Origin of the sequence: Clostridium sp. AF21-20LB (assembly GCF_003478795.1) — a bacterium.
Classification (GTDB): domain Bacteria; phylum Bacillota; class Clostridia; order Lachnospirales; family Lachnospiraceae; genus Otoolea; species Otoolea fessa.
This window is the reverse complement of record NZ_QUGD01000009.1, coordinates 45,561-65,876: the sequence shown is the minus strand read 5'-3', so window position 1 is coordinate 65,876 and position 20,316 is coordinate 45,561. Positions and strand designations below refer to the sequence as shown.

Here is a 20,316-nt window from a genome sequence, read left to right as displayed (position 1 = left end):
ATCCTCCTGTATTCTGTTTTACCATTTTATTCTACTCTAAAAAGTAGAATAATTCCAGTCTTAAATCCATTAAATACGCTAAATAAAATGAAAATAATCTAAAAAACTTTTTTTTGACCGATTCTACGTCAATGTTTCCACCGGATACCGATGCAATCATCGGTCCGCGCCCCATCTTTTTACCCTGGCTGCGCGTTTTGGCTGTCAGATCAGCAATCCGAAGGTGCATCGGCGACATCTCCAGCGCGGTGATCACCGCGTCCTCACTTCCCGCCGCCCCAGCATGGGCGGAACCCGCCAGCGTGCCGAGGACGACGATATTGCCCCGTGCGCTGACACGCGCGCCGCGCTCCACATCCCCGATGATCACGATGCTCGCATCGGATTCCAGCAGATCGCCCCGGGATAAATTACCCTTATAAAATTGTCCCGTCCGGGCAGTCAGCTCCATCAACCGCTCGGTCAGCGCCTTTTCACAGCGGGCGATGCGGTTAGCGTCAGTATCCAGCAGACAGAGAATCTCTATCTGGGAATTGGCGGTAATCGCATCCGTCACCTGCAGTTCCTCGATTGGGGTCAGTTCTCTCCCCTCCAGGGTCAGCGTCATCTGGGCGGATCCCCAGAATTTTTCACTTTCTTTAAACTTTTTCCCTACATCCTCCAGTAACTGTTCAAAGGGGGTGTCCGGATTCAGAATTACCGTCATACCGGACTTACATCCCTTTATTACTACGGAACTTTTCATAGTTCCATCACCTCTTAATCTCCATTGATTCGTTCATTGGACGCATCCAATGCTCCTGAATTCAGGATATCATCCAGACTCGCATAGCCATAGAAGTAACGATATACGTGTTTTGCCACCATCGCCGCATTCGAAGAAGAATATCCATTCGGGATACTGACCGTCACCGAAATTTCCGGATTCTCATACGGTGCAAACGAAATAAAGAACGCGTGGTTGCCCCGTTTCTGGGACTCCTGCGCCGTACCGGTCTTACCGGCCACGTGTACGTCCAGACCATCAAACACACGCTTGGTCGAACTGTTGGTAACTACCTGGCGCATACCTTGTTGGACTGCATCCCAGGTGCTTGTCTGGAAATCAAGGGTTGACGCCACAGCCGGCGAATAATCCTTGACCAGATTACCCTGGGAATCCGTCTCCTTATCAATCAAGCTCAGATCATAGACCGTGCCGCGGTTGGCAAGCGCCGTCACATAGCGGGCAAGCTGCACGCTCGCAAACTGGTGCGTACCCTGTCCCATACTGGAACGCTCCGGATCGGTATCACTGATAGACGGCGTCGCCTCCGAGATTTCAATGCCCGAAGTCCGATCCAAACCGAACATGGTCGCGTATTTTTTCAGCGTCTCCAGACCTTTCTCCGGTTTGTAGCTTCCATCTGCCTCTGTGGACAGGCGGTGCGCCACCTCCGAGAAGAAATAGTTACAGGAATTTTCGATGCCTCCCACGACATTTAACGGTCCGTGGAAGCCCGGATATTTCCAGCATCGGATCGGATTGCTGACTTCCTCATAAATACCGGTACAGTTAATCATATCAGAAAGCGTGATTGCCCCCTCTTCCAGACCTGCAATCGCCGTGATCGGCTTGAAGGTGGAGCCTGGTGCTTTCAGTGTCTGCGTCGCATTGTTTCGCAGCGGCAGCGACTGATCGGCATTTAGCTGGGCAAAATAGGTGCTGTCCGAAATCCGGTTGTTGTCATAGCTTGGATAAGATACCAGTGCCAGCACCTCGCCAGTCTTCGCGCTCGTCACGACACAGCTCGCCGTACACGGGTCAAGTGCCAGCTGCGCCGGTGTGATCTCAATATTGCGGATCTTATTCATCAGGAACTGGTACGCATATTCTTCCCCGCTGACACGCAGCAGGTTGACCTCATTCTCATCGTATGCAAGCACATTCTGGGAATAGAGCGCCATACAGAGCTCGCGCCCAGTCACAACATTGTTATTGATTAAATACTGATAAATCAGTTTCTCGAATGCCGGATCCTGTTCCAGATCGCGGAAACAGTCGTCCAGCAGTGCCGTGAAGACATCGTCCGCATTCGAATACCGGCTCTGGATGTCCAGCTTCGTCGTATCGATCCAGTTGTTGGCAATTCCATAATATAAGTATTCCCGCAGACTGATCGTACCGTTCTTCCACGCCTGATACATGTCACTGGACGTATCAATCGCATCACGCTGGACAATCGCCTTGTTGCTGGAAGAAAGATACGAATAGATATACTGCATATATGCCTGCATTTCCTCTGACAGCGCGTTCATCGGCGTTGCATTTTCAGACTGCAGTTCGCCCCGCAGTTCCTGTTCAATCCGCACGCGTGAGCTCTCGTACTTCTGATAAATCTGCTGTTCCACATCGGATGCCTCTTCGGAAGCGAAATTGTCAATCGAGAGGACGTTGTTGTTGATCAGCTGGAAGTATGCCTTCTTGATCGGTATCTTAATACTGGAAGAATCGATATAAGCGATATCTTTCTCATCCTGGTTGACAATCGTCTTTAACAAGACGCCCGCCAGCTGCTTCTCCAGAATGTGGTAAATACCCTTCTGAAGGTTCAGATCGAGGGTCAGCCAGATATCGTTGCCTGCCACCGGTGCGACTTCCCCGGTCACGCTTAGGATTCTTCCGACGTTATCTACATATGCCGTCTGGGAACCTTTCTTACCCTTTAATTCCAGCTCCATCGAGGATTCGATACCGGTACGGCCTACGACATCATTTAACTCATAGTCATCGTTGACCGTCTTTAACTCCTCCAGACGTTCGCTCGTTACTTTTCCCGTATATCCAATGATCGGCGCAAAGTAGATGCTTTCATTGTACACACGGATCGTCGATTCCTGTATATTGACGCCCACCAGATCGGCTGCGTGCTCTAAAATGTCTGCAACGGTCTCATCGCTGATATCCGTCGCGATCGTTGTAGATTCGTACTTCTGGAACGCGGTAAAACGCATCGTGTAGCGGATACCGACGATCTGCAGCGCCACCTCATCCGAAACAACGATCGGATTGCCGTCTTTGTCAAGCGGGCGCCCGTCCCGGTTCTTATCATCACCGAGTGTCAGGTGGTACTCCTTTTTCATCCGCTCCAGCAGATCTGGCGCTGAAATGTCGGACGGGTATTTTCCATCTGAATCGTCCATCTCATCCACATTTTTAAGACCATAATAATCGCGCAGGAATCGCTTGCGTCCGGACTGTGTCTCGGAGGTATACACGACATTTCCATCGTGATCGAGCGTAAGCTCTAAACTGGTCTGTGCGCTCTCACCGTGTTTATTCAAGATCGATACCAGATCGTAGAGCATCGTGTTCCACTGTGCATCCGTCTTGTACGCACCGGTATCCTGTATGGTAACGTCGTATGCCAGTTCGTTGTACGCCAGCACATTGCCGTTCCGATCGTAGATATTACCCCGCGTGCTGGCAGTCTTTATGACTTTTTCCGTCATCGCTGTATATGCATCCTGATACTCTTCGCCCTTGATGATCTGCAGGTTGAACAACCGCATCACCAATGCGGACGACATCAGGCAGAACACAACCGCCAGGACAAAAAGCCGGGAGGTAATCACTTTTTTGAACCATTCTCGCAGATATTCTTTCAGGTCATCAAACAATGTTCGAATCTCTCCTTTGTTCCCATTCTTTCAGTTTCCGGTTGATAAAAAGGAAAAACCGGTATACGACAAGCGTCGTAACCGTGGTAAATATGATCTCCGGGATAATGATGGAGACCAGATAATGCCCAAAATTCAGACGATTCCGTATCAGGAACCGGAATACATAGATGTACAGGTTATAGATTAAATCACTTGCCAGGCTCAAAAGCAGCGGCAGCGTGATGTAGTCTTCATAATAATACTTGTTGCAGATTCCACTGACATACCCCAGATTGATGAAAAACAGTGTATAAAAGCCAAATGGTCCACTGTAAAACAGATCCATAAAAAGACCTGCCACCAGCCCGTAGAACATCCCCCGCTCGCGCCCCTCGATGAAGCTGCACACAAACACCACAATCAGCAGCAGGTTCGGAGCCGAAGATAAGAAGGCGATCTGTGGGAACACGCAGATCTGGATCGTGAATGCCAGAATCAGCATGACAAGGTTAATCAGCAGCTTCCGCATTATTGTCGCCTCCATCCCCATTTTTCAGCTGGGTGATTACCAGTACCTCCTGCAGGTTATCAAAATCTGCAACTGGAATGATTGTACCGGATTTTGTTACGTTGTTGGCATCGGTCGTCAGCCCGGAGGCATAACCGATGAGAATGCCCGGCAGGAAAATATCACTGATGTTGGAGGTCACGATCTTGTCGCCCTCCTGGATATCTGCCTCTTTCTTGATATGGTCAAGTCCCAGCCGTCCATCCTGGTAAAGCGTCAGGTTGCCGGATACATTACAGGTATCGCCAGTCCGCAGGGACATGCCGCTGACGTTGCTGTCGTCATCGATGATCGCGCGGACAGTTGCATAGTTTGCCCCGACATCGGTTACAATACCGACCAGTCCGCCGCCTGCCATGACGTTCATATCTTCCTGGATGCCATCGTCCGCTCCCTTGTCGATCCGGAATACCTGAAACCAGTTTCCAGAGTCCTTTGCAATGACACGGGCGGCTATTTTTTTATACTGCATATATTCCTGATCAAGCTGATACAGCTCTCTGAGACGGTCTAACTCGTAAAGCTCCGACTGCAAGCGGTTGTTCTCTTCCACCATCTGATCCAGACGCATCTGGAGATTCTTGTTCTCCTCCTGCGCCTCCCGCAGGGAGGAAAAATTTTCAAGCGCATTGTAGAGACCTGTGCCGATCGCGTTGACGCCTGACTGCAGCGGTACCAGAACAAAACCGACACCCGTCCGAAGCGGCATCAGAAAGCTTGATTTGATAGACGTTGCTGTAATCAGCACAAGACAGAAGGCTGACATACCTGCCAGAATATACTTGCTGTTTTTCATAATGATAGTATTCCCCGTTCTTTGAAACTAAAATAGCTTGTTCGCCGATAATCACATGATCCAAAAGCCGGATTCCCAGCATAGCGCCCGCCTCCTGAATCCGGACGGTCGTCCGCCGATCCTCCGCACTGGGGGTAGGATCCCCGCTCGGATGATTATGTACTAAAACGATGCTGGCTGCATGATAGCGCAGCGCCTCGATAAATATCTCCCTCGGAGACGCCGGAGAGTGATTGAAGGTTCCCCGAAACAGCAGGATATCCCGAATCAGCCTCTGCTTCGTATTGAGGATCATCAGGTGCATCTCTTCCTGCTCTTTGTGACGCATTTCCTCCATATAAAAAGCGGCGATCGCCTCCGGCGCCGTAAACGCAGGCGCTTCTGAAAGCGTCAAGGTGCGCCAGATCCGCTGTGACAGTTCTCCCACACACAAAAGTTCGATTCCCTTGACCCTGCCGATTCCTTTCTGCTCCATCAGTTCTGGAAGAGTCAGATGCAAAAGCCCTAAAATTCCCGGTGGCTGCGCCTGCGCCAGAATCCGGGTTGCCAAGGAAAGTGCCGACTCCTGCCGGTTTCCGGTCCGGATAAGGATCGCTAAAAGCTCGGCGTCCGTCAGTGCCCCAACTCCCTCCCTCTCACATTTTTCGTAGGGTCGGTCTTTTTCAGGGATATCTTTCATGGTAAGACGCCATCCAGTGGTCGGTTCAGAACTTTTTACTGGTTTCTCTGTTTCTTTTTTCATTGATTGTCCTCCTGCGTGCCTCTCCTCTGCATACAGAAAGCCATTCCCACCAGGCGGGATTCTTTGATTAAATCAGACGATATGCGATCAGTGCAATGACAACGCCGATGATGCTCGCCATCGTCACCCGGATTGACAGACCAAACGTGATAACCAAGATTCCTAAATCAAGAACAACCGGGTCCATCAGACCGAAGGATTGTCCGTAATTCAGCCACGACAGTCCCCTGACGCCGGATGCCATATTTCCGATAAATCCACCTAACACAATCCCTGTCATCAGGAGCAGCAGAAGAATCCAGAAATTTTTTGCTCGATTCATGATACCGAATACCGTCCCTTTCTATAATCTTTATTATCTTAGCACAAACTGCCGGAATGTGTATAGACAGTCCGGCAGATTTTTTTTTAAAGTTTTCTTAAAATTAATTACAAAATCATTCAAAAAACGTCATTTCTAGTCGATTTTGAGCTGCTCAGGTTTTACTATGCCTGCATCCAGAAGCTTCTGCAGGGACATTAAAATGCCTAACTTCGCATGGTACCAGGTCAGTCCGCCCTGGAAGAAGACGCTGTACGGCGGTTTGATCGGACCATCCGCGGAAAGCTCGATCGAGGAACCCTGGATAAAGGCACCGGCTGCATGATAACCTGGGAATCATACCCCGGCATATCCCACGGTTCCGGCGATACATAGCTGTCAACCGGCGCCGCCGCCTGAATGCCCTGGCAGAACGCAATAACACCCTCCGGTTTTCCAAACGTGATCGCCTGAATGATATCATAGCGCGGTTCCGTGCTGTTCGGAACCACATCAAAGCCCAGGCGCTCATAGACGTTTGCCGCAAAGATAGCTCCCTTTAATGCACCGGATACAACGGTCGGTGCCAGGAAAAGTCCCTGGAAGAAGGACTGGTTGACGCCAAGACTCGCGCCGACCTCCCGTCCGAGTCCCGGAGAACCAAGGCGGTACGCTGCATTTTCGATGCACTGTCTGGTTCCGGCGATATAGCCGCCGATCGGCGCCAGTCCGCCGCCCGGGTTTTTGATCAGGGAACCGACTACCATGTCCGCACCGAGATCGCTCGGTTCGATCCGCTCAACGAATTCGCCATAGCAGTTGTCTACCATACAGATCACTTCCGGTTTGATGGATTTAACAAATGCAATCAGTTCACCGATCTGCTCTGCCGAGAGGGTTGGACGGGATGCGTATCCCTTGGAACGCTGGATGGTTACCAGTTTTGTCTTCTCGTTGATCGCCGCGCGGATGCCGTCGTAATCGAAGGTTCCGTCCGGCAGCAGGTCAACCTGACGGTATGAAATGCCGTACTCCCGCAGGGAACCATTGGACTCGCGGATGCCGATCACTTCCTCCAGAGTATCATACGGTTTTCCCACCGGCGAAAGCAGCTCGTCGCCCGGGCGCAGGTTTCCGGCTAATGCCGTGTAGAGCGCGTGCGTTCCGCACACGATCTGCGGGCGCACCAGCGCGTCCTCAGTATGGAATACATCCGCATATACCTGTTCCAGCGTCTCACGTCCGAGGTCGTTGTAACCATATCCGGTTGTACCGGAAAAATGAATATCGCTGACGCGGTTTTTCTGCATCGCAGCGATTACCTTTAACTGATTGTACTCTGCATTGCCATCGATCTCTGTGAAACGGTCTTCCAGAGCCGCTTCGATTCTGGCTCCATATTCAAGCACTTCTTTCGAAATACCGAGGTCGCCATACATTTTCTCTAACTCCATGGTGCTTCCTTTCCTGTTGTCGGTTATTCTATAATTCTTTTTTTGTTTCTTTAACTTTTCTTGATTTTTACAACTTATAATTTAGAGTGTTCCATCCATCTTTATGAATCACACTCCATAATACCCGCTTCCGCCGCTAATTCCTGCAGAATATGTTCCAGCACGCGTTCCCGGTCATTATCAAATTCCGGCAAATATAAGAAACGCACGTCGCGTTCCCGCCGGAACCAGGTAAGCTGACGTTTCGCAAAATGGCGCGTATCGCGTTTCAGGATATTGACCGCTGTCTCCAATGACATTTCGCCATTTAAATATGCCAGAATTTCTTTATATCCAAGTCCCTGCATCGCCACTGAATCACGGCGACAGCCCATCGCCTGCAGCTGCCTCACTTCCTCGACCAGTCCCTCTTCCATCATCTCATCGATCCGCTTCTCGATCCGCTCATAAAGAACCGTCCGATCGGTATTTAATACATAATAGAAGAAATGGTACGGTGAAGTCTTTGCCCGCTCCGCCTCATTGTGGGCAGAAATCTTCTCGCCCGTCTGCTCATAATATTCCAGCGCGCGGATCACACGTTTTACATTGTTTGCGTGGATCGCCTCCGCCGATTCTGGATCGACCGCCCGCAGGCGCTCATGCAGGACTTCCGCCCCCTGTTCGGCTGCCAGGCGTTCCATCTCCTCCCGAAACTGCGTATTTTCGTCGATCTGGGTGAAATCAATATCATTGAGCAGTGCCTGAATATAAAAGCCGGTTCCACCTGCAACGATCGGAATTTTTCCGCGGCTGTAAATATCTTCCGCCGCCGCGCGGGCAAGCGCCTGAAACCGCACGACATTGAAATCCTCAGTCGGCTCTAAAATATCGATCAGATGGTGCGGCACACCGTCCATCTCCTCCAGGCGTATCTTTGCCGTACCGATATCCATGTGGCGGTACACCTGCATCGAATCCGCGCTAATGATCTCGCCGCCGATCCGCCTGGCGAGCTGAATGGACAGCGCCGTTTTTCCGACTGCCGTCGGTCCGGTCAGGACAATCAGGGGCTTTTTTTCAGCCGCTTGTTCCAGATTTCCCATAAGACTTTCTCTCCTTTTAATGGGTTATACAATCCGTTTGAATTTCTTCTCCAACTCATATTTGCTCATCGATATGATCGTTGGGCGACCATGTGGGCACGCATACGGATTTTTGAGTTCCAGAAGCTCATCGATCAGCTTGTCCGCTTCGGCAAATGATAATGTGTGATTGCCCTTGACCGCCGCCTTACACGACATCGTCGCCACACGCTCATCGATGAGATCCGGGGTTCCGCTTCCATTGCCCTCCGCCAGATCGTCGATCATCTCCATCAGAAGCTCGCGTTTTGCGACGGAAAAGAGGTTCGCCGGAACGGCACGCACCGCGTACTCCTTGCCGCCAAACGGCTCAATCTCAAATCCGATCGAGGTAAAATGTTCCATATACTGCTCTAATTTGAGCTGCTCACTGCTGTTGAGACTCAAAATGATCGGCGGATCAATCATCTGGGAGGTGTACTCCCTCTTTTGAAGGGATGCCATCGTCCGCTCATAGAGGATTTTCTCATGCGCCGCATGCTGATCAATGATGTACAGATTATCATGATACTCCACCAGCCAGTATGTGTCAAATAGCTGTCCAATCAGGCGGTGGTTCGCACGCGCCGGTTTGGTCAGGAGTTTATCTTCAAACAGATCCATCTGACGGGGCTTTTCAGATGGGGCGGACTGGGTCGATCCCGTTGAAACAGATGCAGGAGATGCAGCTTGCCCCGCTGAAGCTGAGATGGATTCGCTGGAAGGCGCTGACGTGGCCGGCTCTGGCAGATCTGACTCTGTATTAATTGAAACATTTTCAACTCTGCCGGTTGTGTCGGTTCTTCCAAACACTTCATCGAACCGCCCCGTTCCTGACACAGCCGCATTTGATCCGCTGCCGTTTTCAGCCCCATATCCCGGCATATCTTCCGAGACCGACATCATTTCTGCCTGCGACGCTCCCAGACGTTTCGTCTCAAACGGTTCCGGATGTTCCTCACGGATACGGACCGGTTTTAAGGACGGACGGCTGCCCTGGCTGCTTTCCATCTTTCTGGTTGGAAGCTCCGGCAGCACTCCCTTTTCCAGCCCCGGAATCTTCAGCTCTTTCTCTGCATTCTTCTCATTCTCCAGCGAAACCGCCGGAATCAGTTCCCGGTTAGCGAGTGCCATCGCGATCGTATGGTAGACCGTCCGGTAGATCTGTTCGCCGTCTCTGAAACGGATCTCCATCTTCGCCGGATGGACGTTGACGTCAATATACGACGGATCGATCGTAAATTGCAGCATCGTAAATGGATACTTGTGCTGCATCATGAACGGTTTATATGCGTCCTCGATCGCCTTTCCGATGATACTGCTCTTGATATAGCGTCCGTTGATGAAATAATTTTCATACGTGCGGTTGCCGCGCGCGATCAGCGGCTTACCGATGAAGCCGCCTACCCGGATCGGATCAGCTCCGGCATCCACTTCAATCAGGTTTGCCGTGATCTCGCGTCCAAAGACCGCATAAATTATATCTTTTAAGTTATGATTTCCAGAGGTATGGAGACGGCTCTGGTTGTTATTGATGAAACGGATGGAGATTTCCGGATGCGACAGGGCAATCTTTTCGACTAAATCTGCCACATGGGACCCTTCTGTCGCCGGCGTCTTTAAAAACTTCCGGCGTACCGGTGTATTGTAGAACAAATCTCTGGCGATAAAGGTTGTTCCTTCCGGCGCGCGACCTCCTCCAGTCCCAGTTCCTCGCCGCCCTCAATGCGGTAACGGGAACCGCTGATCGAATCGTTTGTTTTCGTGATCAGTTCCACCTTCGCCACCGACGCGATCGACGCCAGCGCCTCGCCGCGGAACCCTAACGATGCCACCTGAAACAAATCCGACGCCGTCCGGATCTTGCTGGTCGCATGGCGCTTAAATGCCAGTGGGATCTCCTCGCGCACAATGCCGCTTCCGTTATCCGTCACCCGGATCGTCTGCAGACCGCCGCCCTGAATCTCCACCGTGATCGCCGTCGCCTTCGAATCGATCGCATTCTCCAAAAGCTCCTTGACAACCGACGCCGGCCGTTCAATGACCTCGCCGGCTGCAATCTGATTGATTGTATTGGAATCCAAGACCTGAATCGCAGCCATCTATCTCCTCCACATCCTTCCTAAACTCTTTTTTACTGGTGCATCCACCGGTTTTTCAGCTTCGCCTGCAGCTTATCTAATGTATTGAGCGCATCCAGCGGAGACATCCGGTTTACTTCCAGTTCCATGATCTCCTTGATGATATCGTCCTCATTGACCGTGTCAAAGATCGACATCTGCTGCAGATCTACCTCGTCCGGTTTTGCCACCTTTTTGCGCGTCTGGGTTCCCGGACCATTTTCTGCAATCTCCTTCGCACGCGCTGTAATGTCGGCATCGCTCAACTCTTCCACCAGTTCTTTTGCCCGATCGATGACCGGAGCCGGAACGCCTGCAAGCTTCGCCACCTGGATGCCGTAGCTCTTATCGGCGCCACCCTTCACGATTTTACGCAGGAAGACGATATCGTCGCCCTGTTCCTTGACCGCGATACAGTAGTTGTTGACGCCGCTTAAGGTTCCTTCCAACTCTGTCAGTTCATGGTAATGTGTCGCAAACAGCGTCTTAGCCCCCAGAATCTTCGTATTACTAATATACTCCACAACCGCCCAGGCGATCGAAAGGCCGTCGAAGGTACTCGTACCGCGCCCGATCTCATCGAGAATCAGAAGGCTGTTTTTCGTCGCATTCCGCAGGATATTCGCAACCTCGGTCATCTCCACCATGAAGGTACTCTGACCGGATGCCAGATCATCCGAGGCGCCCACACGGGTAAAAATACGGTCGCAGAGACCGATATCCGCCTCATCCGCCGGGACGAAGCTTCCGATCTGCGCCATCAGCGTGATCAGCGCCGTCTGACGCATATAAGTCGACTTACCAGCCATGTTCGGACCGGTAATGATCGAAATCCGGTTCTTTCCGTTGTCTAAATATGTGTCATTGGCGACAAACATCTCGCCGCCCATCATGCGCTCTACGACCGGATGACGTCCGTTTTTGATGCGGATGATGCCCTTTTCGTTGATATGAGGTTTCACGTAATTGTAACGCGTCGCCACCACCGACAGAGACGCCAGCACATCCGTCATCGCGATCGCACGGGCGGTACTCTGAATCCGGTTTACCTCGCCCGCGATCTGGTCGCGCACCTGGCAGAACAGATCATATTCCAGAGAAACCAGCTTGTCCTCGGCGCGAGAATGATATCTTCCAGCTCTTTCAGCCGGTCGGTCGTATAGCGCTCTGCGTTTGTCAGGGTCTGTTTACGGATGAAATAATCCGGCACCAGATCCTTAAAGGAATTAGTCACCTCAAAATAGTAGCCAAATACCTTATTGAACTTGACTTTCAGGTTTTTGATGCCTGTCTTTTCACGCTCGCTCTGCTCTAACTGTGCCAGCCAGTCTTTTCCTTCTGTCTTTGCATGACGCAGACGGTCTGCCTCCTCATGGTAGCCTTCCTTGATGATGCCGCCCTCGCGCACCGTGATCGGCGGCTCTTCCACGATCGCCTTGTCAATCAGTTCCTTCAAATCTGCCAGCGGATCCAGATCGGCTTCCAGGTTTTTAAGCAGCTCGCCTGAAAACTCCTTCAAAATCTGTTTGATATACGGAAGCATCGCCAGTGAATTGCCAAACGCGATGAGATCGCGCGGATTTGCCGTCCGGTAACTGATGCGTCCGATCAGACGTTCGAGATCATAGATCGGATTCAGATATTCGCACAGCTCCTCGCGGCTGATATAGTTCATGTTCAGCTCTTCTATCGCATTCTGGCGGCGCAGGATCTCCTCCCGGCTGATGAGCGGCTGCTCCACAAGTGTCCGCAGCATACGGGCGCCCATCGCCGTTTTCGTCTTATCAAGCACCCAGAGAAGTGTGCCCCGCTTCTGCTTTTCCCGGAGCGTCTCAGTAAGCTCCAGGTTCCGGCGCGTGGACGTATCCAGCATCATAAACTGTCCGGTCGTATAGACAGTCAGGCGCGTCAGGTGTTCCAGTGTATTTTTCTGCGTCTCATACAGATACTGCAGGACAGCGCCCGCCGCAATCGCGCCCGTCTCATAGTCCGCCAGTCCCAACGCTTCCAGGTGCTCTACATGAAAATGTTCCCGCAGGATTCTCCGGCAGGAATCATCAGAAAAGAACCGATTTTCAAGTGCTGAGATCACGGCATTTAACCGTACTTTCAAGTCCTCTAAATCGATTCCTGACATGTAAAAAGCCTCGTTGCAGATAAGCTCCGACGGCGAAAATTTATAAATTTCATCTAACAGACTGCGCTCGTTGCGAACCTCCGTCACAAGATAGTCGCCCGTGCTGACATCAACCGTCGAAACGCCGAATACACCGTCTATGTATACAATTCCCATCAGGTAATTGTTTTTTGATTCCTCCAGAACCTGTGAATTTGTCAGGGTTCCCGGCGTCACCACCCGGATTACCTCCCGCTTCACAAGTCCCTTTGCCTGTTTCGGATCCTCCATCTGCTCTGCGATGGCGACCTTATAGCCCTTCTGGACGAGACGGCTCAAATAACCCTCTACGGCATGATAAGGAACGCCGCACATAGGCGCGCGCTCCTCCAGTCCGCAGTCTTTTCCAGTCAGGGTAAGTTCCAGTTCTTTCGAAACAGTCTGGGCATCCTCAAAAAACATCTCATAGAAATCGCCAAGACGATAAAACAGAATACAGTCCGGATACTGTTTTTTCGTCTCCAGATAATGAGTCATCATTGGTGAAAGTGCCACAATTTACCTCTCTTCATCGCGATCTGCCCGTTTTCCGGCACTTCACTCATCTGAATGCCAGACCAGACAGACCGCTGTCGTTTTATTTTAGTTGAATTTCGGATCCGTCGGATCCCAGGTCTGCTGATCGGAGATCGGTACCAGCTCCGGCTTATCAAATGGAGATGCTACATTGGCATCCTCGTATACCTGTACAGTCGTTCCCAGATGGCAGTTATCATATACCCACTTGGAGTTTCTACAGTTCAGGCGTACACAGCCTAAAGAACGGGAAACACCCAGACCATTATAGCCGACGGTCAGAAGGTTATTCTCATTCGGGGTTGCGTATGTAATCGAATGGAACAGGAATCCCTGTGTGATACGGGTTGCATACTGGGTGTAAGTATCATTTACCATCAGTCTCCAGCGATATTTCTCCGGTGTCTTGAAAGTTCCAATCGGCGTATCATCACCGACGGAGGTCAGCATCGCTTTCACCGGAATAATATATCCGTTATTGCCGTCTTTTGCATAAACCGTCAGGCAGTTCAGTGTCTTATTTACCTTCAGGAGATAATCGGACTGCTTGCCAATCAGGCTGTCTACGTCCTGAACCAGACGACCGCATGAGTCAAAGTAGAACTTGTAACCATCGATATACTGCCAGCCGGTCTTTGCATAGCCATTTTCAAAATAATAACGTACAAAGTCATCGGAAAGCCAGCCGTTATATACGCTTCCGTCCTCATTGAACATAACCGTTGCATTTTCTGCTACGCTCAGTCTGCTGGAAGCAGCTGATTTGTAGCGCGGTGCTGCACTCTGCGGACCTGCGCTTCCCTTCGGAACTAATACGACTTCAATAGAAGGATCTTCTCGCCGATATCCACGGTACCAGCCACTTCGCCGTTCTTCGCATATCCCATCTTGCCCTGACCACTGGATGTAACGCTATAGTAAACATCGTACATCTTCTCAGCCTGACCGGAAAGCTGAATCTGGATCGCCTCTACCCAGCTTCCGGAACCAACCACACCGGTCTGGATGCCGTCATGGTACCACCACAGATAACCGCCTGTGTTGGTATATGCACGGTAGGACACGCCGCCGATCCCCTCAAAGTTTTTCAAATCCATCGCAAATGCAGAAATATCGCCTTCCGCATTATACAGATAATTGACGCCGACATGAAGTGCCGTGTTCTCATCCTGCTGCCCGGTTCCCTGGTTGAACTGCTCTGCCGATGTTGACGAACCGGTGTTTGGCATACCGACTGTACCGTTTGCAATGTCATCTGCCGGTCCTGCATATGCGACGGAAGCACTTCCTGCCAGCATGAAGGCTGACAGCAGAACCGTCAATCCTTTATAATGCTTTTTCATAAATTTATCCTCCTTAATCTACCAGGGATCCCATATAGTAAAATCCCTTGGATTCCTTCAGATATACTTTAACAATTTTACCAATCAGCTCTTTTCCACCTGGGAAATGAACGATTGTGTTATTGGACATACGTCCGGTTACCAGTCCCTCCACGTGACTGTCCGGTTCCTCCACCAGAACCTCCTGCACCGTATGGACATCTCGTCCACAGACCTGTGCGGAAATCGCCTGTACCTCTGCGAGCAGACGGTCGAAACGTTCTTTGACAACTTCTTCTGGAACCTGATTTTCCATCGCTGCCGCCGGAGTTCCGGTGCGCTTCGAATAAATAAAGGTAAATGCGCTGTCGTAGCGGACTTTCCGCACAACCTCCAGTGTCTCCTCGAAATCTTCCTCCGTCTCTCCCGGAAATCCAACGATGATATCCGTCGTTAGGGAAATATCCGGTACCGCCTTGCGGATGCGCTCTGCCAGTTCCAGATACTGCTCCTTCGTGTAATGGCGGTTCATCTTCTTTAGGATCTCGCTGCTGCCCGACTGAAGCGGCAGATGCAGATGGCGGCAGATCTTCTTGGAAGATGCCATCACTTCGATCAGCTCATCCGACAGATCCTTCGGATGGGAGGTCATGAAACGGATCCGTTTAAGCCCCTCAATCCGCTCTACCCGGCGCAGAAGTTCTGCAAAGGTAATTGGAGATTCCAGGTTCTTTCCGTAGGAATTGACATTCTGCCCTAACAGCATGATCTCCACGACGCCGTTCTTAACCAGCTCTTCAATCTCACGGATGATGTCCTCCGGCGCACGGCTGCGCTCGCGTCCGCGCACATACGGGACGATGCAATAGCTGCAGAAATTGTTGCAGCCAAACATGATATTAACGCCAGACTTAAATGTATATTTGCGCTCCGACGGCAGATCCTCAACGATCTTATCAGTTCCTTTCCAGATATCGATGACCATCTTCCCCGTCTCAAAGCGCTGTTCCAGCAGCTCTGCCAGTTTATATACATTGTGCGTACCGAAAATCAAGTCCACAAAGCGGTAGCTCTTCTTTAATTTCTCTACAACCTCCGGCTCCTGCATCATGCAGCCGCAAAGTGCGATCATCATGTGCGGATTCTTTTTCTTGAGGCTGTGAAGATACCCTAAACGTCCATACACGCGCAGGTTCGCATTTTCACGGACTGTACATGTATTGTAGAGGACGAAATCCGATTCCTCACTGGTTCCTTCCACAAATCCTGCTTCCAGCAGAATACCGAGAAGCTTTTCTGAATCGTGTGCATTCATCTGACATCCAAACGTCGAGATAAAGCAGGTCAGCGGACGCCCCAGTTTGTCCGAAATCTCCTGTACCTTCTGGCGGCAGAGTGCCATATAATACTGCTGGCGATCCGGTTCCTGCTGCGGTATACCGCCCACCGGAATCTGACATTTGTCAGACACAAACACGCCTGCTGCGGATTCGGACGAATCGTTTGTATGTAAATCCATAAATTGTATTGCTCCTTACTATTCTTTCATTATCCTAATAATCCTAATATTTCATACATTAGATAATATTACTATATGGCGCTCATTTTCGCAAGTCCCATTCCTGCCAGAATCCTTTCCAGTTTCTTACAAAATATTCCGGTTCATGTATCTGGAAGCAAAAACAGAGTTTACCACACGGCTGCTCTGTTCCTGTATGCCTTTGATATGTTTCTGCTTCGCGCGAGTGCGCCAGACATTACAAAACTTTAATTGTCTGCTCCGGTGTCACAATATATGCCATTTTTTTATCGTGCTTTTCGGTTTCAAATGCCGGAAACAACTGGAATCCATAGCAGATCCCCACCGCCATATGGTCCGGTTCTGCCGCAAAAAAGCGGTCATAATACCCCGCCCCATAACCGATGCGGTTTCCGTCCTTGGAAAACCCTACGCCAGGCGTGATCACCAGCGCTTTCGGCGCATCTGCCTCCTGACATCCGTCCGCCGGTTCCGGGATGCCATATGCCCCCGTCACAAGCTGGCACCGATCTGTGACATAGAAAAAACGCATTTCACGCCCAAACACCCGCGGCAGCGCTACCCGGCAGCCGCGCTTTAACAGCTCGTCAATCAAATATTCCGTACTTGCCTCACCGCGCACACTCGTATAGGCATACACTGCCGTCCCGGCTGATGGAAAGAGGGGGATGAGACGTTCTAACAACGCCTCATCCCATCGTTGTTTTTCTTCTGGCAGCAGAGTCCCGCGTTTTTGAAGGACATATGCGCGAATCTCCTGTTTTGATATCTGCGATCCAGATGAATGAATAACCATCTCTTCTACCCTTCAATTAATTCTTCGTATCCGTAACGCCGCCGTATTTCTTACCCAGATCCGTAATAGAACCGTCTTTCTCTTTAATCAGTATCGAATTTAACTGTCCTCGCATATTTCCACGGATTGACTCAATGTACTCCTTCCGAAGCGCTGCCTGCTCTTTTTTCTCTTCTTCGGTCAATCCAACTGCCTGGCTCTTATGATATAACGTATTAATACGGTCAATTCTTTCCTGTTTCATCTATCATTTCTCCTCTTATAATGCTTGTTTCTTCTCAGCTACAGGCAGACATCCTTACTATAAAGCCTAAAGCCTCTGAACCATTCTCTCTCACAATTTAATTTTGGGGATAGCATACTTCGCGATAATTGCCTCTGCCGTCTTCATCCCATCCATCGCCGCCGAGGTAATACCGCCCGCATATCCAGCGCCTTCGCCGCATGGGTAAATGCCCGCGATCGTGCTGCTCTCCATCGTCGCGTGGTCACGCGGAATCCGCAGCGGCGAGGAGGTCCGGCTCTCTACTCCGGCAAAAACCGCATCCTCGCGGTCAAAGCCATGAATCACATGTCCAAAATGTTCCATTCCCTCTAACATCGCTGCCGAAAGCGCTTCCGGCAGCACCTCCCGCAGATTTCCAAATGCAAACTGCCCTTCAAACTGTGGTGTCACTGCTCCAAATCCCGTTGAAATCCGGTTTTCCCGGAAATCTCCATAAAGCTGTACCGGGATTTTTCCGCCGCCGCAGCGGTATGCCGCTTCCTCCAGCTGACGCTGGAACGTCACGCCGCCAAGTGTGCCCGGCTGTGGAAAATCCTCCGGTGTAACGGTCACAATCAGAGCGCTGTTTGCGTTTGCACCGGCACGATCATGGTTGCTCATGCCGTTGATTGCCAGCCGTCCCGGCTCTGAGGATGCATCCACAACAAAGCCGCCCGGACACATACAGAAAGAATACACGCCCCTGCCTCCGGAGGTCTGTGCCGTCAGCTTATAGCTGGCAGCCCCCAGATTCCCGGCCTCTTCCCGTCCGTACTGGCTTAAGTTGATCTGCGTCTGTGGGTGCTGGATCCGCAGTCCCACCGCAAATGCCTTTGCCTGCATGTCGAGCGGTTTCTCTGCCAGCATCGCAAACGTATCGCGGGCGCTATGCCCGATCGCCAACACCAGTGCCGATGCCGGAATCTCCTCCACCGTCCGTCCTGCCTCCGACGTGCCTTTACGGGCACTGACGCGGATGGAACACAAATGACCATTCTGTGTCTCAAAGTCCTCCAGACGGCAGCCAAACCGTACCTCACCGCCCAGACTCTCTATCTCACTTCGAATATTCTTTACCACCGTCCGCAGAACATCCGTTCCAACGTGCGGCTTGTTCACATAGGTAATCGCCGGATCCGCGCCCGCCTGCGCCAAGATTTTCAGCACTTCCTTATTCCGCCCAGACGGATCCTTGACTAGCGTATTCAGCTTTCCATCTGAAAACGTACCGGCACCGCCCTCGCCGAACTGCACATTGCACTCCGGATCCAGCGTTCCATCTGTCCAATAGCGTGCAACCGCCTTTGCACGGCTGTCCGCATCCAGCCCCCGTTCCAGAATAAGCGGGCGATATCCGGCACGCGCCAACATCAGACCACAAAACATACCTGCCGGACCAAAGCCCACGATTACCGGTCGTTCCCGAAGCGGCTCTATTCCCGGATCAGGCAGGCGGTACGCCTCTTCCTTTCGGATCTGCACATTTACACTGCGCGCACGTTTGACAATCGCCGCCTCTTTCCCTGCCACTGCAACATCTAATGCATATAAATAGTACAGATCTGGCTTTTTGCGCGCATCCAGAGACTGGCGCACCAGCTTCACCGACTGTATCTGATCTGCCGATACTCCCATCATTTTGGCAGTTTTCTTGCGAAGATCCGCCTCACTGTGGCTGACCGGCAGTTTTACCTGATTTACTCGTATCATTTATCTGACTCCCTTCCAGCACATTTTCCAGCTGCTGCGCCGCTGCTCCACGCCCACTGGAGATTATAACCGCCGCAGATGCCATCGACATCCAGAATCTCCCCGGCAAAATATAACCCTTTTACCTTCTTCGATTCCATCGTCTGTGCGTCAACCTCCCGCACATCGACGCCGCCGCAGCAAATCTGTGCCTGTTCAAAGGAATTTGTACCGTTCACGCTGACCTCAAACCGGCAGAGCAGATCCCCCAGCGTCTGAATCTGTGCCTCTGTCAGGCTGCCAACCGTCCGATCTGGCCGGATTCCTGCCTGTTTTAAAACAGAGCTGCCAGTTTTTTATGTATCCAGCCGGAAAAAAAAGTCCTCCACCTGCCGTTCTTTCAGGCGCTCACTCCGCTCTTTTAATATCCGGCGTGTCTCCGTTTCCGGGCATTCCGGATAAAAATTGAGTACCGCCCGTACATCCCGTCCCTCATCGAGCGCGCGCGCCGCAAAGCGGCTGACCTGGAAAACCGGAATCCCCGAAATACCATAATCCGTAAGCTGCACCTCGCCCTTGTCCTCCGCCAGCTTTCTGCCATCGCTGTAGAGTATCACAGAGGCATCCGCGCGTACTCCGGCGAGCTGTTTAAAGAACTTTTCCGGGCAACGAAGCTGAACCAGTGCCGGAAGCGGCTTGATGATATGGTGTCCCAGCCGTTTCGCCAGCTTATATCCGCTTCCATCCGAACCTGTACCCGGTGCCGCCTTGCTGCCGCACGCCAGAATCAGCGCCTCGCCCGAAAAGCTCCCCTGGGACGTCTTCACTTCAAACCGGTGTTTCGCATCTTCGCGCGGCGTGATCGAGAAAACTTCACATTCCGTCACCACCTGAACCGACTCCCGCGCAAGTCCCAAACGGAGTGCATCTAAAACAGCGCTTGCCTGCCCGGAATATGGATACAGATATCCGTCCCGTTCCCGCGTCAAAACGCCGAGATCCTCAAAATATTCCAGTGTCATCGGAAGCGTAAACGCCCCAAGCGCCTTCCATGGAAAATCCGGCTGACCACTGCGGTAGCAGAACGGCTCCTGCAAACGGTTTGAAAGGTTACAGCGTCCATTGCCGGTAGACAGGATCTTCTTGCCGACCCGGTCTTTATGTTCCAGCAGAACCACCTGAGCGCCCTCCCTGGCAGCAAAAATGGCAGCCGTCATTCCGGCTGCTCCCGCTCCCACTATGATTACTTTATTCTGACTCATCCCTATTTCCCTTCCTGACCGTTT

Annotated in this window: 13 protein-coding genes and 4 pseudogenes; all 17 read right to left on the bottom strand. The window is 51.4% G+C overall.

Annotated elements, in window-relative coordinates:
- Nucleotides 1-31: 31 nt before the first annotated feature.
- The gene (locus DWX76_RS06750) at nucleotides 32-745 is read right to left on the bottom strand and encodes a septum site-determining protein MinC (RefSeq protein WP_118570361.1); all 714 of its coding nucleotides are present in this window, start codon (nucleotides 743-745) and stop codon (nucleotides 32-34) included.
- 14 nt (nucleotides 746-759) lie between these two features.
- On the bottom strand, nucleotides 760-3,660 hold the full coding sequence (locus DWX76_RS06745; protein WP_118570360.1) for a penicillin-binding transpeptidase domain-containing protein: 2,901 nt from the start codon (nucleotides 3,658-3,660) through the stop codon (nucleotides 760-762).
- Entirely contained in the window at nucleotides 3,653-4,171 is a 519-nt protein-coding gene (mreD, locus tag DWX76_RS06740) for a rod shape-determining protein MreD (protein ID WP_022359512.1), read from the bottom strand. Before mreD ends, DWX76_RS06745 begins: the two co-directional genes overlap by 8 nt.
- Nucleotides 4,152-4,919, bottom strand: coding sequence for a rod shape-determining protein MreC (gene mreC / locus DWX76_RS06735; RefSeq protein WP_412694002.1), 768 nt, complete (start codon nucleotides 4,917-4,919; stop codon nucleotides 4,152-4,154). The genes mreD and mreC overlap by 20 nt, the downstream gene beginning before the upstream one ends.
- Nucleotides 4,831-5,748, bottom strand: a complete 918-nt coding sequence (radC, locus tag DWX76_RS06730) for a DNA repair protein RadC (RefSeq protein WP_412694001.1) — start codon at nucleotides 5,746-5,748, stop codon at nucleotides 4,831-4,833. Before radC ends, mreC begins: the two co-directional genes overlap by 89 nt.
- A 67-nt stretch (nucleotides 5,749-5,815) precedes the next feature.
- The gene (locus tag DWX76_RS06725; RefSeq protein ID WP_106999848.1) at nucleotides 5,816-6,070 is read right to left on the bottom strand and encodes a DUF4321 domain-containing protein; all 255 of its coding nucleotides are present in this window, start codon (nucleotides 6,068-6,070) and stop codon (nucleotides 5,816-5,818) included.
- A 135-nt stretch (nucleotides 6,071-6,205) separates the two neighbouring features.
- Nucleotides 6,206-7,503, bottom strand: a pseudogene (locus DWX76_RS06720) (methionine gamma-lyase family protein).
- Between the two features lie 101 nt (nucleotides 7,504-7,604).
- Complete coding sequence (gene miaA, locus DWX76_RS06715; RefSeq protein ID WP_118472322.1) at nucleotides 7,605-8,588, bottom strand: tRNA (adenosine(37)-N6)-dimethylallyltransferase MiaA; 984 nt, start codon at nucleotides 8,586-8,588, stop codon at nucleotides 7,605-7,607.
- Nucleotides 8,589-8,612: 24 nt separating this feature from the next.
- Nucleotides 8,613-10,708, bottom strand: a pseudogene (gene mutL / locus DWX76_RS06710) (DNA mismatch repair endonuclease MutL).
- A 32-nt stretch (nucleotides 10,709-10,740) separates the two neighbouring features.
- A pseudogene (gene mutS, locus DWX76_RS06705) lies at nucleotides 10,741-13,382 on the bottom strand (DNA mismatch repair protein MutS).
- A gap of 102 nt (nucleotides 13,383-13,484) precedes the next feature.
- Complete coding sequence (locus DWX76_RS14330) at nucleotides 13,485-14,135, bottom strand: L,D-transpeptidase (protein ID WP_243022480.1); 651 nt, start codon at nucleotides 14,133-14,135, stop codon at nucleotides 13,485-13,487.
- A gap of 92 nt (nucleotides 14,136-14,227) precedes the next feature.
- The gene (locus DWX76_RS14325; protein ID WP_243022479.1) at nucleotides 14,228-14,761 is read right to left on the bottom strand and encodes a hypothetical protein; all 534 of its coding nucleotides are present in this window, start codon (nucleotides 14,759-14,761) and stop codon (nucleotides 14,228-14,230) included.
- Between the two features lie 13 nt (nucleotides 14,762-14,774).
- Entirely contained in the window at nucleotides 14,775-16,142 is a 1,368-nt protein-coding gene (miaB, locus tag DWX76_RS06695; protein ID WP_243017797.1) for a tRNA (N6-isopentenyl adenosine(37)-C2)-methylthiotransferase MiaB, read from the bottom strand.
- Between the two features lie 355 nt (nucleotides 16,143-16,497).
- On the bottom strand, nucleotides 16,498-17,076 hold the full coding sequence (locus tag DWX76_RS06690; RefSeq protein WP_118570359.1) for a 5-formyltetrahydrofolate cyclo-ligase: 579 nt from the start codon (nucleotides 17,074-17,076) through the stop codon (nucleotides 16,498-16,500).
- Nucleotides 17,077-17,092: 16 nt separating this feature from the next.
- Complete coding sequence (locus DWX76_RS06685; protein ID WP_022359502.1) at nucleotides 17,093-17,320, bottom strand: DUF896 domain-containing protein; 228 nt, start codon at nucleotides 17,318-17,320, stop codon at nucleotides 17,093-17,095.
- Nucleotides 17,321-17,410: 90 nt separating this feature from the next.
- Nucleotides 17,411-19,051: an NAD(P)/FAD-dependent oxidoreductase gene (locus DWX76_RS06680; protein ID WP_118570358.1), complete on the bottom strand. Its 1,641-nt coding sequence runs from the start codon at nucleotides 19,049-19,051 to the stop codon at nucleotides 17,411-17,413.
- Nucleotides 19,048-20,292: pseudogene (locus DWX76_RS06675) on the bottom strand (NAD(P)/FAD-dependent oxidoreductase). Before DWX76_RS06675 ends, DWX76_RS06680 begins: the two are co-directional and overlap by 4 nt.
- Nucleotides 20,293-20,316 lie beyond the last annotated feature (24 nt).